Origin of the sequence: Dyella sp., from assembly GCF_035508675.1 — a bacterium.
In the GTDB taxonomy this organism is placed as follows: domain Bacteria; phylum Pseudomonadota; class Gammaproteobacteria; order Xanthomonadales; family Rhodanobacteraceae; genus Dyella_B.
In genome coordinates this window covers 1-17,128 of record NZ_DATJMN010000138.1, presented here as the reverse complement: position 1 = coordinate 17,128, position 17,128 = coordinate 1, and the positions used below count along the sequence as shown (strand labels likewise).

The following is a 17,128-nucleotide window of genomic DNA, read 5'->3' as shown; positions in this document are numbered from 1 at the left end:
TGGCAATCGCCGCGCCGCATTGATACGAGGCCATGGCGATCAGCAAGACGCCGACGGCGAGCAGGACCGGAGCGAGTGACGTGCGGGAGCGTGGCATGCAGGCGGGGATCGATGTCACTTCGAGGACGGCCATGATGCCCGTTACATCTGGCGCAAAGATAGCCTGCGCGCGAACCGCTTTCCGAAATGAAAGGCGGCGCCAGGCAGGTGAGAAAGAATGCCTGCGCCAGAAACGACAAACCCGGCTGTCGCCGGGTTGTGTTTGCTGGAAGCGGTTTCCAGCGAAGTCTTGGTGCCCAGGAGAGGACTCGAACCTCCACGGTTTTACCCGCTAGTACCTGAAACTAGTGCGTCTACCAATTCCGCCACCTGGGCAGGTGTCGCATGGCCTTTCGGGCTGTGCGAGCCGCGTAGAGTAGGGGTGGGAGCACAGGTTGTCAACTATTTCTTCATCTTGATTGCTGCGGCTGACAAAGGCGCACGCAACCATTTATTGAACACAGGTATCGAGGCGATACTAGGCCGTGACCAAGACAAAAAAACCGAACGAAAAGCTGCCGCGCAAAGCGGCCAAGGCCCCGAAAGCCCAAGCAGGCGCGCCCAGGCAGGCGCGTCGCCGTGGAGCAGAAGCGGGTGAAACCACAGCGTCCAAGCGGCAGCGCGATCCGTTCGCGGAGCGCGAGGCGCAACGCTACGAGAAGCCCATTCCCAGCCGCGAAGCCATCCTCGCGCTGCTGGAAGAACGCGGCGAGCTGCTGACCCAGGCGCGCATCGCCGAAGCGCTGCAGCTCCACGACGAATACAGCATCGCCGCACTCACCAAACGCCTGACGGCGATGGTGCGCGATGGCCAATTGCTGCTTGGCCGCCGTGGTGGCTATGCACCGGCACGCAAGCTGGATCTGATCCCGGGGGTCGTGCTGGCCAATGCCGAAGGCTACGGCTTCCTGCGCCCGGACGAAGGCGGCGACGATCTCTACCTTTCGCCCTACCAGATGCGCAGCGTGCTGCACGGCGACCGCGTACTCGCCAGCGTGGTCGGCCTGGATCGGCGCGGGCGCCGGCAGGGCTCCATCGTTGAGGTGCTGCAGCGCCGTTCACCGCGCCTGGTTGGCCGCGTGATGATCGAAAATGGCGTCACCCTGGTGGTGCCGGACGACCGCCGCCTGCATCAGGACATCATGATTGCGCCGGGCCAGGAACGCGGCGCGCGCTCCGGCCAGATCGTGGTGGCGGAGATCACCGATCCACCCACCGCCTACCGCGGCCCGCTGGGTAGCATCCGCAGCGTGCTCGGCGAGCGCCTGCAACCGTCGCTGTTGGTGGACATGGCCATCAACAGCTACGACCTGCCGTACGAATGGCCGCCGGAGGTACTGCGCGCTGCGGAAGAGGTGGAGCCGGAAGTGACCGCCACCGAGCGCGAAGGCCGCGTCGACCTGCGCAAGCTGCCGTTGGTGACCATCGACGGTGCGGATGCACGCGACTTCGACGATGCTGTTTACGCCGAACCCAAACGCGGTGGTGGTTGGCGCCTGATCGTGGCAATTGCCGACGTATCGCACTACGTGCCGGTCGACAGCCCGCTCGACAAGGAAGCCTACGAACGCAGCACCTCCACCTATTTCCCCGGCTTCGTCGTGCCGATGCTGCCGGAAACCCTGTCCAACGGCATCTGTTCGCTCAACCCGAAGGTGGAACGCCTGTGCATGGTGTGCGACATGCAGGTGAGCACGGATGGCGAAATCAGCAAGGCCAAGTTCTACGACGCCGTGATGCGTTCGCACGCACGCCTCACCTACGACAAAGTGTGGCAGGCCATCGGCGTGAAGGATGCCGATGCGCGCGACGAGCTGGCGGATGTGCTGCCGCAACTGGAAAACCTGCATGCCTTGTATCACGCGCTGGCTGAGCAGCGTCGCCAGCGCGGCGCCATCGATTTCGAAACGGCCGAGGTGAAGTTCCGCCTCGATGCAACGGGTGAAGTCCAGGCCGTCGGTGCGGTGCAGCGCAATGACGCGCATAAACTGATCGAGGAATGCATGATCGCCGCCAACGTGCAGGCCGCCATGTTCCTCAGCAAGCGCAAGATTCCCGCGCTGTACCGCGCGCACGAGCCGCCGCCCACCGAGAAATACGAAGACCTGCAGCAGTTCCTGCGCGAATTCAAGCTGCGCATGCCACCGGTGGAAGAGGTGACGCCGAGCGATTTTTCGGACATCTTGCGCATGGTGAAGGACCGGCCCGAGCGCGAGCTGATCCAGTCCGTGCTGCTGCGCGCGCAGAGCCTGGCCGCGTATCAGCCGGATAACCGCGGCCATTTCGGTTTGTCGTTGGAAGCGTATGCGCACTTCACCTCGCCGATCCGCCGCTATCCGGATCTGCTGGTACATCGTGCGATCCGCTATGCGCTGAAAGGTGGCAAGCCTTCCGCCTACCACTACACTGAAGCGGCGATGGCCGCCATGGCCTTGCACTGTTCGCAGCGCGAACGCCGTGCCGAGGAAGCCGAGCGCGACGTGGACGAGCGTTTCCGTTGCGCCTGGATGGCCAAGCACATCGGCGAGGAGTTCGACGGCGTCGTCACCGGCGTCACCTCGTTCGGCCTGTTCGTGGAACTGGATGAGTCGAAAGTGTCCGGCCTGGTGCACATCAGCCAGCTCTCCAACGACTATTATCACTTCGATCCGATCCGCCACTTGTTGAAGGGCGAACGCACCGGCTTGCAGTTCCGGCTTGGCGATCACGTACGCATCCAGGTGCTGCGTGCGAGCCTGGAGGATCGCAAGATCGACTTCCGCATGGTGCAGCCGGTGAAGAAGAAGGCGCCAGAGCCGGGGGTGGCCGTGGTACCGCCGCCTTCCACGCCACGTGCGTACGACTACGCCGCCGCAGGGGAGCGCTATTCCTTGCCTGCGGGAAGACAGCCGCTTCCCGCGCTGCCGCCGTTGCCGGGATCCGACGGCGCAAGCCCGAAGAAACGCGCGGCCAAACCAGGCAAGAAGGTTGCCGTCGCCAAATCCGAAGGCAAGCGCACGGCCCAGCCGGCCGGCGCCACGCGCAGTAATAAGACGGCCAAAGGCCGTACGCCGAAACCGAAGGGCAAACGATGAGTGAGAGCTGGATTGTTGGCATTAATCCGGTCGAAGGCGCTTTGAACAATGACGCCGCGCGCGTGCGCGAAGTGCTGGTCGAAAACGGCCAGCGCAATCCGCGTGTGCATGAGCTGGCGGAAAAAGCCAAGGCGTTGAAGATTCCCGTACACCATCGGCCGCGCGAGCAGTTGGATCGGGTGGCGGGCGAGGCGCGTCACCAGGGCGTCGTTGCGCTGTATCAGGCGCCGCAGCTGGCGGGCGAACACGATTTGGCCGACTTGCTGGAAAAAGCCGGCAACCAGGCGCTGGTGCTGGTGCTGGACGGCGTCACCGATCCGCACAACCTCGGCGCTTGCTTGCGCAGCGCGGCCGCCGCGAACGTGACGGCGGTGATCGTGCCAAAGGATCGCGCTGTGGGCATTACGCCGGTGGTGCGCCGTGCATCGGCCGGCGGCGCCGATCGCGTACCGCTGGTGGCCGCCACCAATCTGGCGCGTGCGCTGCGTACGCTGAAGGATGCCGGCGTGTGGATCACCGGCCTGGCCGGCGATACCGAGCAATCCATCTACGACATCGATCTCAAAGGTCCGGTCGCATTGGTGCTGGGCAGCGAAGGCGAGGGCATGCGCCGACTGACGCGCGAGACCTGCGATTTCATCGCCAGGATACCGATGCCCGGTAGCATGGAAAGCCTCAATGTATCGGTGGCTACCGGTGTGGTTCTGTTTGAAGCGTTGCGTCAAAGGAGTGTGCGATGACGACTTTTTATTGGCACGATTGGACCGGCTACGCCGGCGTGGCCCTGATGCTGCTGGCCTATCTGCTGCTGCAGGCTCACAAGCTGCACGGCAATGGCCTGGTTTATCAGCTGATGAACGTGCTTGGCGCGCTCGGCGTGATGCTGTCGCTGCTGTTTGGTGCGTTCAACGCCTCGGCTTTTTTTATGGAAGTGGCGTGGTTGTTGATCGGCATCTACGGCATGGCGCGCAGTGCGCAGGCGCGTAGAAAGGCGCGCGAGGCTGGGCACAAGACTACGCTTTGGTGATCAGCGGGTTGATTTTCTTGCGCTGGGTCGTGCGTGTATCTCGTGTTCGCCAGGATGTGTCCCCCCCCTGCGAAGTAGGGGAGGGCTAGGGCGCGGTGCGAGCGTAGCAAGCGGCAGAAATCTGACGTCATCGTCATGTGCTTCTTGCGATCAGACGTCGTTGCGACATTCGGCTGCACGCTAAAGCACAAGCAACCCCACCTCATCCCTCCCCTACGTCGCAGGGGAGGGGGCGACCGACGCGAATATCAAGCTTCTTTGCTTGCGATGAACAGCTACCTCAATCCGGCCGATTACCCAGCTTCACCGGCTCCGGGCTGGACGTGAGGTCGCGCTTGTCGCGTTGCGCCGTCAGCGGCTCGCCCTTGACCAGGAACCACACGTTCTCGGCGATGTTGGTGGCGTGATCGCCGATGCGCTCGATGTTCTTGGCCATGAACAACAGGTGCGTGCAGGGCGTGATCACGCGCGGATCTTCCATCATGTACGTGAGCAGCTCGCGGAAGTAGGCGGTGTAGGCTTCGTCCAGTTCCACGTCGTCCTGCCACACCTTGTACGCAAGCTCCGCGTCGCGGTCGCGATAGGCGCGCAGCACGTCGCGTACTTCCGCGGCAGCGAGTTCGGCCAGGTGCGCAAGGCCGGCGGTGGGGGTGAGCGGTGCGGCCATGGACAGCGGAATGGAGCGCTTGGCCACATTGGCGGCATAGTCGCCGATGCGTTCGATATCAGCCGCGATGCGCAGGGCGGCGAATACGTGCCGCAAGTCGCCCGCAATCGGCGCGCGCAGGGCCAGCAGGCGCACCACGTCGTGGCTGATGTCCTGCTCCAGCTGGTCGATCGCGTCATCGTTGTTGACGACGTGCTGGGCGGCGCGCTCATCGCGGCGGTCCACCACGTCGATGGCCGCTTCCAGCTGGCTGACCGCCAACTCGCCCATGCGAACCAGCTCGCCGGTCAGGCGCAGCAGTTCGTCGTCGTAACTCTTGATAATGTGTTCCTTGCTGCTGCCGCTCATGGGATGGCCTCTTGCGATTCAGTGAAGGGAGGGGATTTTCCGCCCGTGCGGCCCCGTGCCCCCAGCTCTCTCCGCCATGGATCAACAATGCGGAGAAGAAGAAAAAAAGATCAACCGAAGCGACCGGTAATGTAATCCTCGGTCTGCTTCTTGCCAGGTTTGGTGAAAATCTTTTCGGTGTTGTCGAACTCGATCAGGTCGCCCATGTACATGAAGGCGGTGAGGTCGGACACGCGTGCTGCCTGTTGCATGTTGTGGGTGACGATCACGATCGTATATTCGTGCTTGAGCTCTTCCACCAGTTGCTCGATGCGGCCGGTGGCGATGGGATCGAGCGCGGAGGTCGGCTCGTCCAGCAGCAGCACTTCCGGGCGCAGCGCAATGCCGCGCGCAATGCACAGGCGCTGCTGCTGGCCGCCGGACAGGCCCAGCGCGCTCTGCTTGAGCTTGTCCTTCACTTCGTCCCACAGCGCCGCGCTGCGTAGCGCCTGTTCCACGCGGATTTCCATGTCTGCACGCGACAGCCGCTCGTGATGGCGGATGCCATAGGCGACGTTCTCGAAAATGGTCATCGGGAACGGCACCGGCTTCTGGAACACCATGCCGACCTTGGTGCGCAGGCGATTCATCGAGAACTTCGGGTCGAGGATGTTCTCGCCGTCCAGTTCGATCGAACCTTTCGCCTCCATCTTCGGGTAGATCGCATAGATGCGATTGAAGATGCGCAGCAGGGTGGACTTGCCGCAACCGGACGGACCGATGATCGCGGTGACCTGTTTCTCCGGGATATCCATGTCGATGCCTTTCAGCGCATGGAATCCGTTGTAGTAGAAGTGCACGTCGCGCACTTTGATTTTGGCGGGCGACGCAGCGTCGGTCAGGGGAGCCGCGGTAGCGGCGGCGAGGTCATTCATAACTCACCTTCTTGCGCGAAAACATGATGCGGGTCAGCAGGCTCAGCGCCAGCACGAACAGGGTGATCAACAGCGCGCCGGCCCAGGCGATCGCATGCAGTGCCGGATTCGGATCGTTAGTGTATTGATAGATGGTGACCGGCATGCTGGCCATCTTGTCCAATGGATGTGCAGTCATGAAGTTGTTGCCGAACGCCGTGAACAACAGCGGCGCGGTTTCGCCTGCCAGGCGGGCGAGCGCGAGCAGCACACCGGTGAGAATGCCGGAGAACGCCGCGCGCATCAGCACTTGCATGGTCAGCTTCCACTGCGGAATGCCGAGCGACAGCGCTGCTTCGCGCAGCGTGCCTGGCACCAACTGCAGCATTTCATCGGTGGTGCGCACGATAACCGGCAGGCCGATCAGCGCCAGCGCCACGCTGCCAGCGAAGCCGGAGAAGGTGATGCGCCCATTGGTGAGTTCCGTGCAGGGAATGACCACGATCACGTACACGAACAGGCCGAGCACAATCGACGGTGCCGACAGCAGAATGTCGTTGAGGAAGCGGATCGACGAGCCCAGGCGCGTGGAGCTGGCGTATTCGGCGAGGTAGGTGCCAGCCAGCACGCCAATTGGCGCGCAGATCAACAGCGCCATCAGGTCCATGATCAAGCTGCCGACGATGGCGTTGGAGAGCCCGCCCTGGTCCGCGTAGGCGGTGATCTTGGTGAACAGCGTGAGCTTGAGCGCGCCCAGGCCGTTTTGCGCGGTGACCCAGAGAATCCACACCAGAAAAACCAGGCCGATCAGGGTGGCCAAGCCGCTGAGCGCGAGCGCAACAACGTTGATGATGGCGCGGCGTGCGTAGACGGCGGACATCAGCGTCCCTCCTTGCGCTGCAACTGGCGCAGCATGAAACGGGCAATCAGCAGCACGATGAAGGTGACCACGAACAGCAGGAAGCCCAGCGCGATCAGCGCGGAACGATGCAGGCCCACCGCTTCGTTGAATTCGTTGGCGATGCTCGAGGAGATCGAGGTACCCGGCATCAGCAGCGACGAAGTGAGGTTGTACGAATTACCCAGCACGAACGTCACCGCCATGGTTTCGCCGAGCGCGCGCCCGAGACCGAGGAAGATACCGCCGATCACCGCGGAGCGGGTGTAGGGCAGCACGATGTCCCACACCACTTCCCAGGTGGTGGAGCCCAGCGCGTAAGAGGATTCTTTCAGGCGCGCCGGCACGGTCTGGAACACCTCGCGCATCACCGAGGAAATGAACGGCAGGATCATCACCGCCAGCACGATGCCCGCGGTCAGCAGGCCCAGGCCCAGCGGCGGCCCCTGGAACAAGGCGCCGATCACCGGAATGTTGCCCAGCGTATTGCTGAGGGTCGGTTCGATGCCGGCCATGAACGGCACGAACACGAACAGGCCCCACATGCCGTAGATGATCGAAGGAATCGCCGCCAGCAATTCGATGGCGGAACTGATCGGACCGCGCATCCAGCGAGGCGCGATTTCAGTAAGGAACAGGGCAATGCCGAAGCTCACCGGCACTGCCAGCAGCAAGGCGATCAACGACGTGACCAGCGTGCCGACAATCGGTGCGAGCGCACCGAACTGGTTGTCGACCGGGTTCCAGTCCGAGCTGAACAAGAAGCGGAAACCGTCCTTGAACAGCACCTCGCGTCCGCCCCACAACGTGGACAGGGCCGCGCCGAGCAGCGTCGCCAGCACCAGCAGGGCGCACAAGCGCACGACGAAACGGAAGATGCGATCGTGGCGGGCATCGGTGCGCGAACGATGTTCGGTATCGCGGGGAATCGGTTCGGCACTTATGGCTGACATGTCTGGCGTGATTTTTTGCGATGGGTTCAGTCAGCACGACGCGCGCAACGGGACGTTGCGCGCGTCGCAAGATTTGCTTCAGCTAGGCGTCCTTGCGACAGGGCCAAAGCTTACTGCTTGTATTCGCTGGCCCAGTAGGCTTCGATCTGCTGCACCAGCGAAGCGGGCAGGGGCACGTAATCCAGCGCGCGCGCGGCGCCCTGGCCCTGCTCGTAAGCGTACTTGAAGAAGTCGAAGGTAACCTTGGTGTTGACGGCGTTCTTCGGCGTCTTGTACATGATCACCCATGAGGTGGCGGTGATCGGCCACGCATCGGCGCCCGGCGCGTTGGTCATCAGCAGGTTGAAGTCCTTGGCATCCTTCCAATCGGCCGTGTCGGCAGCAGCCTGGAAGCTGGCAATGGTGGGTTCCACCACCTTGCCGGCGGCGTTCTGCATCTTCGCGTAGCCCAGCTTGTTCTGCACCGCGTAGGCGTATTCCACATAGCCGAGCGAGTTCGGAATCTGCTTGATATAAGCGGACACGCCCTCGTTGCCCTTGCCGCCGATACCAGTCGGCCACTGCACCGCGGTACCTTCGCCGACCTTCGCTTTCCAATCCGCGCTCACCTTCGAGAGGTAGTCGGTGAAGTTGAAGGTGGTGCCCGAACCGTCCGAGCGGTGCACCACGAAAATCTTGGCGGACGGCAGGTGCAGGCTGGGGTTGAGCTTGGTGATGGCAGGATCGTTCCACATGGTGATCTTGCCCAGGTAGATATTGGCCAGGGTGGTGCCATCCAGCACCAGCGTGCCCGGCGCGACGCCGGACACGTTGAACGACGGCACGATGCCGCCGATCACGTCGGGAAACTGGCCCAGGCCGAACTTGGCGAGATCTTCAGGCTTGAGCGGCATGTCCGACGCGCCGAAGTCCACCGTGCCGGCCTTGATCTGCGCGATGCCGCCGCCGGAACCGATCGATTGATAGTTGACGTGATTGCCCGTCTTTTCCGCATACGCGGCCGACCACTTGGAAATGACTGGATAGACGAAGCTGGAGCCCGCACCGGTGATATCGGTGGCGTGCGCCGTCATGCCAAACAAGGACGCGGTAACCGCGAAGGCGAGCGTACCGAGGCGAGACGGAAGTTTCAGTGAGGTCAACACAGTGGCTCCTTTGGAGGGATGTGGCTAGAAATGCCTACGACCCGCCTATTGCAGAGGTAAGGTGTTGCAATGAGATGAGACAAATGTGTCATCTTGATGACAGTCGCAAGAACTTGTGGATTTCGGCAGGCTGACGCTGGCCGATTCGTCATGCCGGCGAAGGCTGGAATGACGATGGGGCACGACAACAACACCTTATTTTTTATGAGGTGTCCGCTTGAGGGTTCTATAAATTGCACTCAAGCGAAGCGGGCATCTGGACCATTGCGACAAACGGTCCCTTCCCCTACTGCCCTCAAGGCAACGCCGTCCCCACGCGTTCCAGCTCCAATATCTCCAGCGAACGCAGCCGGTTGACGATGCGGCAGAACAGCAGGGCGGTACGCTCGGCGTCATAGACCGCCGAATGCGCCTCGCTCGAATCGAAACTGTAGCCGGCAGCCAGTACCGCCTTGCTCAGTACGGTTTGCCCGTACAAGAGGCCGCTCAGGGTGGCCGTGTCGAAGCAGCTGAAAGGATGAAACGGATTGCGCTTGTGGCCGACGCGGCGCACCGCGGCATTCAGAAACCCGAGGTCGAATGCGGCGTTATGTCCGACCAGGATGGCGCGCTGGCATTCATTGCCGCGTACCGCCGCACGCACGGCTTGAAAGATGTGGTCCAGTGCAGCCCGTTCGTCCAGGGCGGCGCGCAGCGGATTGTCCGGATCGATGCCGGTGATTTCCAGCGCGCGCGGATCGATGTTCGCGCCGGGAAAGGCTTCCACGTGGGTGGATACCACCGGATGGGGGTAGAGCTTGCCCTCCTGGTCCATACCCACGGCGACGGCCGCAATTTCGAGCAACGCATCGCGATCGGCATCGAAACCGCCGGTCTCTACGTCCACGATCACCGGCAGAAAGCCGCGGAAACGCTCGGCCATGCGGGCCGCCAAACTGTTATTGAGTTGCTCCATTCAACAAGCATATCAGCCGGGTGGCGACGCCGCCGATGGCACGAAGCGTCCTTTTTGCGAAGAAGACGAGTGCTTGTTTAGACAAGCTTCTTTGCCAGCCAGAAGCAGGTCAATGCACCCACCACGATCAATGTCGCGGTCAAGAATCGGTGCACCCTGGGTGAAGAACCGTATGGTTCGTCATTCAACTGTCACATAACATCCATCTAACGGTAAAGCTGCCGCCTGATCATGCCGCCAGCCCGCAGGCCGCTCCAGGGGAAGGACTGTGATGCCGCGCGGTTTCTTTAAGATCTAGCGGAGACAACAACATGCGTTCCAAGATGCTCACGGTAGCCATTGCTGCCGGTTTGGGCCTGACCAGCGTTACAGCGCCCGTGTCAGCCCAGACGTCCCACAAGAAGGTTACCGTTAGTGCGGCAGAACTGGACCAGATGAAGGCGGAAATCCAGGCACTGGAGCAGAAGGTTCAGGACCTGGAGTCGCAGCAGCAGGCTCAGCAGCAGGCGCAGGCGGAAACGGCCCAGGCCGTGCAGACCACGCAGAGCCAGATCCAGGCTACGCAAAAGCAGGTGGTAGCCGCTGCGACGGAGCACAAGGGCGATATCTTCGGCGGCTCCGGCGGCGTGAAGTGGACGTTCGGCGGCTTCCTGGCGGCGGAATCGATTTATCGCTCGCGCGACACTGCTGATGACGTGGCCAGCAAATATTCCTCCGTTCCATTTCCGGCTACGTCCGCGAACGCGAAAAACAGCCAGTTCACCTACAGCTCGCGCCAGAGCCGCTTGTCGATCAAGGCGCAGGGTGACATCAACGACGATACGCATGTCACGGGCTACTACGAAATGGACTTCCTGGGCGGTGCCCAGACGGCTAACATGAACGAGAGCAACTCGTTCAACCCCCGTGTCCGTCATCTGTTCACCAACGTGGACTGGGATACCTACGGCTTGCACGCTCTGGCTGGTCAGACTTGGTCGCTGCTGACCCTCAATGGCAAGGGCATCTCGCCTGACACGAACGTCACGCCTCTCTCGATCGACGCACAGTACGTGCCGGGCTTCACCTGGGCGCGCCAGACCCAGCTGCGCATCGTGAAAGATTGGGACAAAATGTGGTGGCTGGGTGTGTCGGTCGAAAACCCGCAAACCGCCGGCGTTGCTGGCGTGAAGGGCACCGGTTATTACTCGTCGACCACGGTTACGATCCCGGCTGGCGCCAATTACGCCTCCGGCAACACGGTTTCCCTCAACGACCGTCCTGACGTGATCGTGAAGTTCGCGGCCGATCCGGGTTGGGGTCACTACGAAGTGTTTGGCCTGTCGCGTGAATTCGACTCGCGTGTTTCGTTTACCGGTGTCGCGACGCCGACCAATAAGACCACGAGCGGTGAAGGTTTCGGTTTCGGCATGGTGTTGCCGCTGGTGCCGAAGACCCTCGAATTCCAGTTCTCCGGCATGAGCGGCAAGGGCATCGGCCGCTACGGTACGGCCGGTCTGAACGATGTGGCCGTCAGCCCGAATGGCTCGCTGTACGCGCTGAAGGAAAACATGCTGCTGGGTAGCGTGGTATGGCATCCCACGTCGGCTTGGGATGTGTACCTGTCCGGCGGTCGCGAACAGCAAGACACCTACCTGACGACGGGCGCGAACGGCAAGCCCTACGGCTATGGCAGCGCCATCCTGGGTTATATCAACACCGAGTGCAGCATCTACGGTGCCGCCAGCGATTGCTCGGGCCAGACTCGCCAGATCGGCCAGGAGACGCTTGGTTTCTGGTGGTCGTTCTACCAGGGCAAGTTCGGCAAGGTGCGCTTTGGTGCGCAGTACTCGCACACGACCCGTCAGCTGTATACGGACTCGTTTGGGAATGCGCCGAAGGCTTCGGACAATATGTTCTTCACCAGTATCCGCTACTACCCGTTCTAAGCGATGGTCAGCGTGTAACTGGATCGGTTATCGGAAGGGAGTTCGACCCAGGGATGGAAAAACGGCGGGCTTTGCCCGCCGTTTTGCTTTTTGTGCAGGCGTGACGCGAGCGTGTAAGCGAGCCATGTCATTCACGCATATGAACTTCTATTTAGATATCGGCTTGCGATACCCACGTGCGATCCGATATTTTCGCGCCATGTCTTGCCTCCATCGCTATCGTTTGCTGCTGCTGGCGTTCAGCGCGCTCGTTCTGCTGTTGCTGACGAGCGCAAACGTGGCATTTGATTCGCATCTTCACCGTACGCTTTCCGTATCCGGCACCGCTTCTGCAGTCACCACGGTGGCCGCGGCGCATGGCGCGCATGCGCATTCGAGTTTCACCACGGATGACGGGTCATCCAATAGCGGCCTGTGCGATGACGACTGCGACATCGACGATCAACTGATCGCGCCCGAGCTGACGCGCGCCGTGCTGCGTCCGCTTGCCTCGGAGAGCTCGCCGGACATGACGCCTTCGCTGCGGTCAACGCCCTTCATCGAGCTGCTGCGGCCGCCACGCGCCGCCTGATCGCGTCGTGCGGCGCGTCTGCCGTACGCATCCCTGATTTTTCCGACTTTGGTAGCGCTTGTTCGCACGCTGCTTCCCTGCGTGTGCCTGCATCCAGCGCGGCTGTTAAAATACTTTTTGGAGCATCCCCATGCAACGTCTGATCGAAGGTTTCCAGTATTTCCGCCACGCGGTGTTCCCCGAGCAGCGCGAGCTGTTCAAGCAACTGGCCTCGGGCCAAAGCCCCAGCACCATGTTCATCACGTGCGCGGATTCGCGCGTGATGCCTGAAATGATCTTCAACACGCAGCCGGGTGAATTATTTGTCTACCGCAACATCGGCAACATCGTGCCGCCATATGCGCAGCATGTGAGCGGCGTGGTGGCGGCAATCGAGTACGCGGTGCGCGTGCTGCAGGTGAAGCATATCGTCATCTGCGGCCATTCCGACTGCGGTGCGATGAAGGCGCTGCAGAAGCCGGAGCTGGTGAAGGAGATGCCGTCCGTCGCCGCCTGGATGAAACACGGCGACGTGGCCAAGTACGTGGTTGCGCAAAACAACCAGGGTTTGTCTGAGCATGAGACGTTGGCCTGCTTGACGCGCGAGAACGTGGTGGGCCAACTTGAACACTTGCGCACCTTGCCGGTGGTGGCCGCAGGCGTGTCGCGCGGCGACCTGAGCATTCACGGTTGGGTGTACGACATCGAGCATGCCGAGATCGAAACGTTCGATGCAGAAAAAGGCCGTTTTGTGAAACTCGACCCCGCCGGTCATGTGCCCGATGCGACGCCGCATGTGCGCTTTGCCGCTCCGGTAGCAGCCTGAGGAACGAATCATGCGAGCCTATTTTTCGCAAGGACTGTTCGGCCGGGACCTGCTCGGCTCGATCGTGGTGTTTCTGGTGGCGTTGCCGTTATGCATGGGCATCGCCATCGCGTCGGGCATGCCGCCTGCCGCGGGCCTGATCACCGGCATCATCGGCGGCATTGTGGTGGGCGCCATCGCGGGCTCGCCGTTGCAGGTCAGCGGTCCCGCCGCGGGCCTGGCGGTGCTGGTGTTCGAGCTGGTGCGCGAGTACGGCGTGGCGGCGCTGGGGCCGGTGGTGCTGCTGGCGGGCCTGATCCAGGTCATCGCCGGCATCGGCAAGGTGGGCGTGTGGTTCCGCATGATCTCGCCGGCCGTGGTGGCGGGCATGCTGTCGGGCATCGGCATCCTGATCGTGGCCTCGCAGCTGCACGTGCTGATCGATGCCTTGCCCAAGGCGCGCGGCTTGGAAAATTTTGCGGCCTTGCCGGGTGCCTTGATCAGCGCCTTCAAAGGTGAAACCGGCAGCATGGCGGCGTTGACGGTTGGCCTGTCCACCATAGGCATCATGCTCGGTTGGGAGACATTGCGCCCGCAAGCCTTGCGCTTTGTGCCGGGCGCCTTGCTGGCCGTGGTCATCGTGACGGCGACGGTGAGCGTGCTGGGTACGCCGGTGAACAAGGTGGATGTACCGGCGAATCTGTTCGCGGCGGTGGAACTGCCGACGTTCAGTAGCGTGGTCGCACTGGCGCAACCGTCGTTGCTGGTTGCCGCGCTTACCTTCGCGCTGATCGCCAGTGCGGAAACGCTGCTGTCGGCGGCGGCGGTGGATCGCATGCACAACGGCGCACGCACCGACTACAACCGCGAGCTGACCGCGCAAGGCGTGGGCAACATGCTGTGCGGCATGCTGGGCGCATTGCCGATGACTGGCGTGATCGTGCGCAGCGCCGCCAACGTGCAGGCCGGTTCGGCCACGCGCATGGCGACGATCCTGCACGGCGGCTGGCTGCTGGTGTTCGCCATGCTGCTGCCATGGCTGATCCGCATGACGCCGGTGGCCTGCCTGGCCGGCATCCTGGTGTTTACCGGCTTGAAGATGGTCAACATCAAGCAGATGAAATCGCTGGCCGAATATGGGCGCGGCAATTTCGTGGTGTATGCGGGCACGACGCTGGCCATCGTCGTCACCGATCTGCTGACAGGTGTGCTGGTGGGTTTCGCCTTGTCGGTGCTCAAGCTGGCGCTGCAGTCCTCGCGCCTGCAAGTGGGGCTCGCTGACCACGAAGAGCCGGGCATGCTCACGCTGGAGCTGGACGGTTCGGCCACCTTCTTCAAGGTGCCTGCGTTGACGCGCACGCTGGAACAGGTGCCACCGAATACCCGCGTACTGCTGGACGTGGATCGCCTGCATCACGTTGATCAGGCTTGCCTGGAAGTGCTCACCGAATGGGGGACCAATGCCAAGACGCGCGGCTGCGAACTGGTGGTGGATTGGAAGCTGCTGCACAGCCGGGTGGAAGGCTTGCGCCGGGCGGCGTAACGGTAACAGGCAACCTCTCCGCCATGCGGGGAGGGCATCCGCGCGTTGCCACGCGGCTTTGTTGTTCGAACCCGTCCAGCACCATCGCTGGACGGGTCTGCGCCTTCTAGTATCTAGACCTTCCCGCCTGCAAGGGGTAATGGCCTGTGAAACGACTGGTCCTTTCCGTGGTTGCGCTTGCGTTGTCCGCCGCCACGGCGCGTGACTTGCAGATCCTTTACACCTTGGGCGATGAGCTCGCCAACTCGCGGCAGTGGCCGAACTGGAGCAAGGATTCGGAATTCCGCGCCGCCCGCGATGCCAGCGCGGCGGAGCGGCAGTAATAGCGTTGAGCGCAGGCGAACCCCAACGTTGCCATGTAGATGGCGATGTTGGGTTCGGCGTTGCCTCATCGCCAACCTAGGGTGATTTCACGCGCAGCGTAAGCGCGGCAGCTGCCAGCAACATCGCGCCCGCAAGCCGGATCACGTTTTCCGGATTGCCAGCCAGCACATGCGCATACATCAGCGGCACGGTGAGAATCTGCAGCAGCATGGGCAGCACGATGAACACGTTGAACAGCCCCATGTACACGCCGGCACGCTCCGGCGGAATGCTGCTGGCGAGGATCGCATAAGGGTTGCCCATCATGCTCGCCCAGGCGAGGCCAACGCCGAGCATCGGCACCAGCAGCATGGCGCGTGCATGCATGCCCGGCAGCAACAGCATGCCGGCGCCACCGCACAACAGGCATACGGCGTGGATCGGTTTGGCGCCCAGGCGGCGCGCCAGCGGCATCATGCCGAAGGCCGCCAGCATCGCCACGAAATTGTAGAAGCCGCCCATCTGCCCGCTGATCAAGGCTGATTGCGCAAAGGCCGGATTGGCCGAATCGGTGGTGCGGAACAGCGTGCGCGCGATCGACAGCGTGATGTATTCCCAGTAGCAGAACATCGCGTACCACTGGAACAGCATCATCACCGCGAGCTGCCGCATGGTGGCAGGCATGTCGCGGATCGCATCGGCGATTTCACCCAGCGTGGCGCCCAGGTTGCGTGGTGCGTGGCGGATGCGCGCTTTTTCCTGGTCCGATAGCGGCAGCTCCGGCGTGGTCCACGCCGACCACGCCACGCTGGTGATCGAGCACACCGCACCGATGATGAAAGCAATCAGCACGACATCCGGAATGCCATGCCGGTTGACGGCGCCGGCCTGCATGCCCAACCCGACCAGGATGGATGGCGTGAGATAAGCCAGTGTCTGCGACAAGCCGGTGAACGCGCTTTGCGCTAGATAACCCACCGTGTGTTGCGAAGCATCCAGGCGATCGCCCACGAACGCACGATACGGCTCCATCGTGATGTTGTTGGCTGCATCCAATATCCACAACAGGCTGGCCGCGATCCACAGCGCGGGACTCAACGGCATCGCGAACAGGCATACGCTGCAGATCAAGGCGCCGATCAGGAAGTACGGCGTGCGGCGGCCGAGCCGCGTCACCGTGCGGTCGCTCAATGCGCCGATCAAGGGTTGCACGATCAGTCCGGTGATGGGCCCTGCCAGCCACAGATACGGCAGGCTGGCGTCATGCGCACCCAGGTATTTGTAGATCGGGCTCATGTTGCTTTGCTGCAGGCCGAAGCTGAACTGGATGCCGAAGAAACCGACGTTCATGTTGAGGATCTGCCAGAACGTCAGGCGCGGCTTGCGCGCGGCCTGGATCGCCGTACGCGCGCCCGTCACGGTTTCTTGCGCCATGCCATCGCCCATGCCGGCAACATGCCTGCCTCGCTGGTGGCATCGTCGGCGGTTTGCAACAGGCTTGTCCAGCCATCGCCAGCTTGCAGCCGGGCCCAGTCGACCGGTTGCGGCGTGTCGCTGAAGTTGAACACCGCCACAAAGCGTTCGCCGCGCTTGATGGCCAATAGCGCGTCGTTGTCGCAGGCAAGCGTTTCGACTTTTGCGCTGGCATCGAACGCCGCATCGCCGCGCGCGGCAATCAAGGCTTTGATGACCGCGTAAGCTTTGCCGGCGATGGTGTTGGCATCCAGCCGTTGCTGCAGGCGTGCCAGATCCAGCTGGGGACGCTGCACCCAGCGGCTGTCGAGCGCGATCAACGCCGCGTCTTCCTCCGCATGGTTGTCAGCTTGGGCCAGCTCGTCGCCCATGTAGAGCAAGGGCACGGTGCCCACCGCAAACGCCAGTCCATACATCAGCGCAAAACGGCGCAAGCCTGCCACGTTGTCGGTCGCATCCAGGCCGACTAATGCGGAGGTCATGCCATTGGTGCCATGCACGGCCTGGCCGTCGGCCGATTGAAAGGC

The 17,128-nt window shown here is 62.4% G+C and carries 15 protein-coding genes, 1 tRNA gene and 1 pseudogene; 8 read left to right on the top strand and 9 right to left on the bottom strand.

All coding sequences use genetic code 11. The features are described 5' to 3' along the window. Positions 1 to 290 precede the first annotated feature (290 nt). A tRNA-Leu gene (locus tag VMA74_RS07970) sits at positions 291 to 375 on the bottom strand. 149 nt (positions 376 to 524) lie between these two features. On the opposite strand from VMA74_RS07970, the gene rnr reads away from it, so the two are divergent. From rnr to VMA74_RS07955, 3 genes are read left to right on the top strand one after another with little or no spacing between them, the layout of a single operon-like run. Further along, a complete protein-coding gene (gene rnr / locus VMA74_RS07965) occupies positions 525 to 3,113 on the top strand; it encodes a ribonuclease R (RefSeq protein ID WP_325366102.1) in 2,589 nt (862 codons plus the stop codon). Beyond that, on the top strand, positions 3,110 to 3,853 hold the full coding sequence (gene rlmB / locus VMA74_RS07960; RefSeq protein ID WP_325366101.1) for a 23S rRNA (guanosine(2251)-2'-O)-methyltransferase RlmB: 744 nt from the start codon (positions 3,110 to 3,112) through the stop codon (positions 3,851 to 3,853). Before rnr ends, rlmB begins: the two co-directional genes overlap by 4 nt. Next, positions 3,850 to 4,140: a CBU_0592 family membrane protein gene (locus VMA74_RS07955; RefSeq protein ID WP_325366100.1), complete on the top strand. Its 291-nt coding sequence runs from the start codon at positions 3,850 to 3,852 to the stop codon at positions 4,138 to 4,140. The genes rlmB and VMA74_RS07955 overlap by 4 nt, the downstream gene beginning before the upstream one ends. A gap of 280 nt (positions 4,141 to 4,420) precedes the next feature. On the opposite strand, the gene phoU is transcribed toward VMA74_RS07955, so the two are convergent. The 6 genes from phoU to rnt form a co-directional block, all read right to left on the bottom strand. After that, positions 4,421 to 5,155 (bottom strand): phosphate signaling complex protein PhoU, encoded by a 735-nt coding sequence (phoU, locus tag VMA74_RS07950; protein WP_325366099.1) that lies wholly within the window; start codon positions 5,153 to 5,155, stop codon positions 4,421 to 4,423. A 110-nt stretch (positions 5,156 to 5,265) separates the two neighbouring features. Continuing rightward, a complete protein-coding gene (gene pstB / locus VMA74_RS07945; protein WP_325366098.1) occupies positions 5,266 to 6,069 on the bottom strand; it encodes a phosphate ABC transporter ATP-binding protein PstB in 804 nt (267 codons plus the stop codon). Then, entirely contained in the window at positions 6,062 to 6,928 is an 867-nt protein-coding gene (pstA, locus tag VMA74_RS07940; RefSeq protein ID WP_325366097.1) for a phosphate ABC transporter permease PstA, read from the bottom strand. The genes pstB and pstA overlap by 8 nt, the downstream gene beginning before the upstream one ends. Beyond that, the gene (gene pstC, locus VMA74_RS07935) at positions 6,928 to 7,899 is read right to left on the bottom strand and encodes a phosphate ABC transporter permease subunit PstC (RefSeq protein WP_325366096.1); all 972 of its coding nucleotides are present in this window, start codon (positions 7,897 to 7,899) and stop codon (positions 6,928 to 6,930) included. Before pstC ends, pstA begins: the two co-directional genes overlap by 1 nt. Positions 7,900 to 8,009: 110 nt before the next feature. Beyond that, positions 8,010 to 9,041 (bottom strand): phosphate ABC transporter substrate-binding protein PstS, encoded by a 1,032-nt coding sequence (gene pstS / locus VMA74_RS07930; RefSeq protein ID WP_325366103.1) that lies wholly within the window; start codon positions 9,039 to 9,041, stop codon positions 8,010 to 8,012. Between the two features lie 298 nt (positions 9,042 to 9,339). Next, the gene (gene rnt / locus VMA74_RS07925) at positions 9,340 to 9,999 is read right to left on the bottom strand and encodes a ribonuclease T (protein ID WP_325366095.1); all 660 of its coding nucleotides are present in this window, start codon (positions 9,997 to 9,999) and stop codon (positions 9,340 to 9,342) included. Positions 10,000 to 10,310: 311 nt separating this feature from the next. Here rnt and VMA74_RS07920 point away from each other — a divergent pair, with 311 nt between their 5' ends. The 5 genes from VMA74_RS07920 to VMA74_RS07900 all read left to right on the top strand — a co-directional run bounded on the left by VMA74_RS07920 (position 10,311) and on the right by VMA74_RS07900 (position 15,148). Then, positions 10,311 to 11,927, top strand: a complete 1,617-nt coding sequence (locus VMA74_RS07920; protein WP_325366094.1) for a hypothetical protein — start codon at positions 10,311 to 10,313, stop codon at positions 11,925 to 11,927. Positions 11,928 to 12,126: 199 nt separating this feature from the next. Next, on the top strand, positions 12,127 to 12,498 hold the full coding sequence (locus tag VMA74_RS07915; RefSeq protein ID WP_325366093.1) for a hypothetical protein: 372 nt from the start codon (positions 12,127 to 12,129) through the stop codon (positions 12,496 to 12,498). A 130-nt stretch (positions 12,499 to 12,628) separates the two neighbouring features. Then, on the top strand, positions 12,629 to 13,303 hold the full coding sequence (locus VMA74_RS07910) for a carbonic anhydrase (protein ID WP_325366092.1): 675 nt from the start codon (positions 12,629 to 12,631) through the stop codon (positions 13,301 to 13,303). A 10-nt stretch (positions 13,304 to 13,313) separates the two neighbouring features. Next, positions 13,314 to 14,825: a SulP family inorganic anion transporter gene (locus tag VMA74_RS07905; protein WP_325366091.1), complete on the top strand. Its 1,512-nt coding sequence runs from the start codon at positions 13,314 to 13,316 to the stop codon at positions 14,823 to 14,825. A 146-nt stretch (positions 14,826 to 14,971) separates the two neighbouring features. Further along, positions 14,972 to 15,148, top strand: a complete 177-nt coding sequence (locus tag VMA74_RS07900) for a hypothetical protein (protein ID WP_325366104.1) — start codon at positions 14,972 to 14,974, stop codon at positions 15,146 to 15,148. Positions 15,149 to 15,224: 76 nt separating this feature from the next. On the opposite strand, the gene VMA74_RS07895 is transcribed toward VMA74_RS07900, so the two are convergent. Together VMA74_RS07895 and VMA74_RS07890 are read right to left on the bottom strand one after the other, a co-directional pair. Then, the gene (locus VMA74_RS07895) at positions 15,225 to 16,562 is read right to left on the bottom strand and encodes an MFS transporter (protein WP_325366090.1); all 1,338 of its coding nucleotides are present in this window, start codon (positions 16,560 to 16,562) and stop codon (positions 15,225 to 15,227) included. Next, a pseudogene (locus VMA74_RS07890) lies at positions 16,544 to 17,128 on the bottom strand (DUF3459 domain-containing protein); the annotation flags it as partial. The pseudogene VMA74_RS07890 and the gene VMA74_RS07895, both read right to left, overlap by 19 nt.

Excerpts from the sequence above, each read along its gene's own strand:
- pstB (WP_325366098.1), bottom strand. The coding sequence starts at position 6,069 with ATGAATGACCTCGCCGCCGCTACCGCGGCTCCCCTGACCGACGCTGCG.
- VMA74_RS07920 (WP_325366094.1), top strand. The coding sequence starts at position 10,311 with ATGCGTTCCAAGATGCTCACGGTAGCCATTGCTGCCGGTTTGGGCCTG.
- rnt (WP_325366095.1), bottom strand. The coding sequence starts at position 9,999 with ATGGAGCAACTCAATAACAGTTTGGCGGCCCGCATGGCCGAGCGTTTC.
- VMA74_RS07895 (WP_325366090.1), bottom strand. The coding sequence starts at position 16,562 with ATGGCGCAAGAAACCGTGACGGGCGCGCGTACGGCGATCCAGGCCGCG.
- rlmB (WP_325366101.1), top strand. The coding sequence starts at position 3,110 with ATGAGTGAGAGCTGGATTGTTGGCATTAATCCGGTCGAAGGCGCTTTG.
- VMA74_RS07905 (WP_325366091.1), top strand. The coding sequence starts at position 13,314 with ATGCGAGCCTATTTTTCGCAAGGACTGTTCGGCCGGGACCTGCTCGGC.
- VMA74_RS07915 (WP_325366093.1), top strand. The coding sequence starts at position 12,127 with ATGTCTTGCCTCCATCGCTATCGTTTGCTGCTGCTGGCGTTCAGCGCG.
- VMA74_RS07955 (WP_325366100.1), top strand. The coding sequence starts at position 3,850 with ATGACGACTTTTTATTGGCACGATTGGACCGGCTACGCCGGCGTGGCC.
- pstA (WP_325366097.1), bottom strand. The coding sequence starts at position 6,928 with ATGTCCGCCGTCTACGCACGCCGCGCCATCATCAACGTTGTTGCGCTC.
- VMA74_RS07910 (WP_325366092.1), top strand. The coding sequence starts at position 12,629 with ATGCAACGTCTGATCGAAGGTTTCCAGTATTTCCGCCACGCGGTGTTC.
- pstC (WP_325366096.1), bottom strand. The coding sequence starts at position 7,899 with ATGTCAGCCATAAGTGCCGAACCGATTCCCCGCGATACCGAACATCGT.
- phoU (WP_325366099.1), bottom strand. The coding sequence starts at position 5,155 with ATGAGCGGCAGCAGCAAGGAACACATTATCAAGAGTTACGACGACGAA.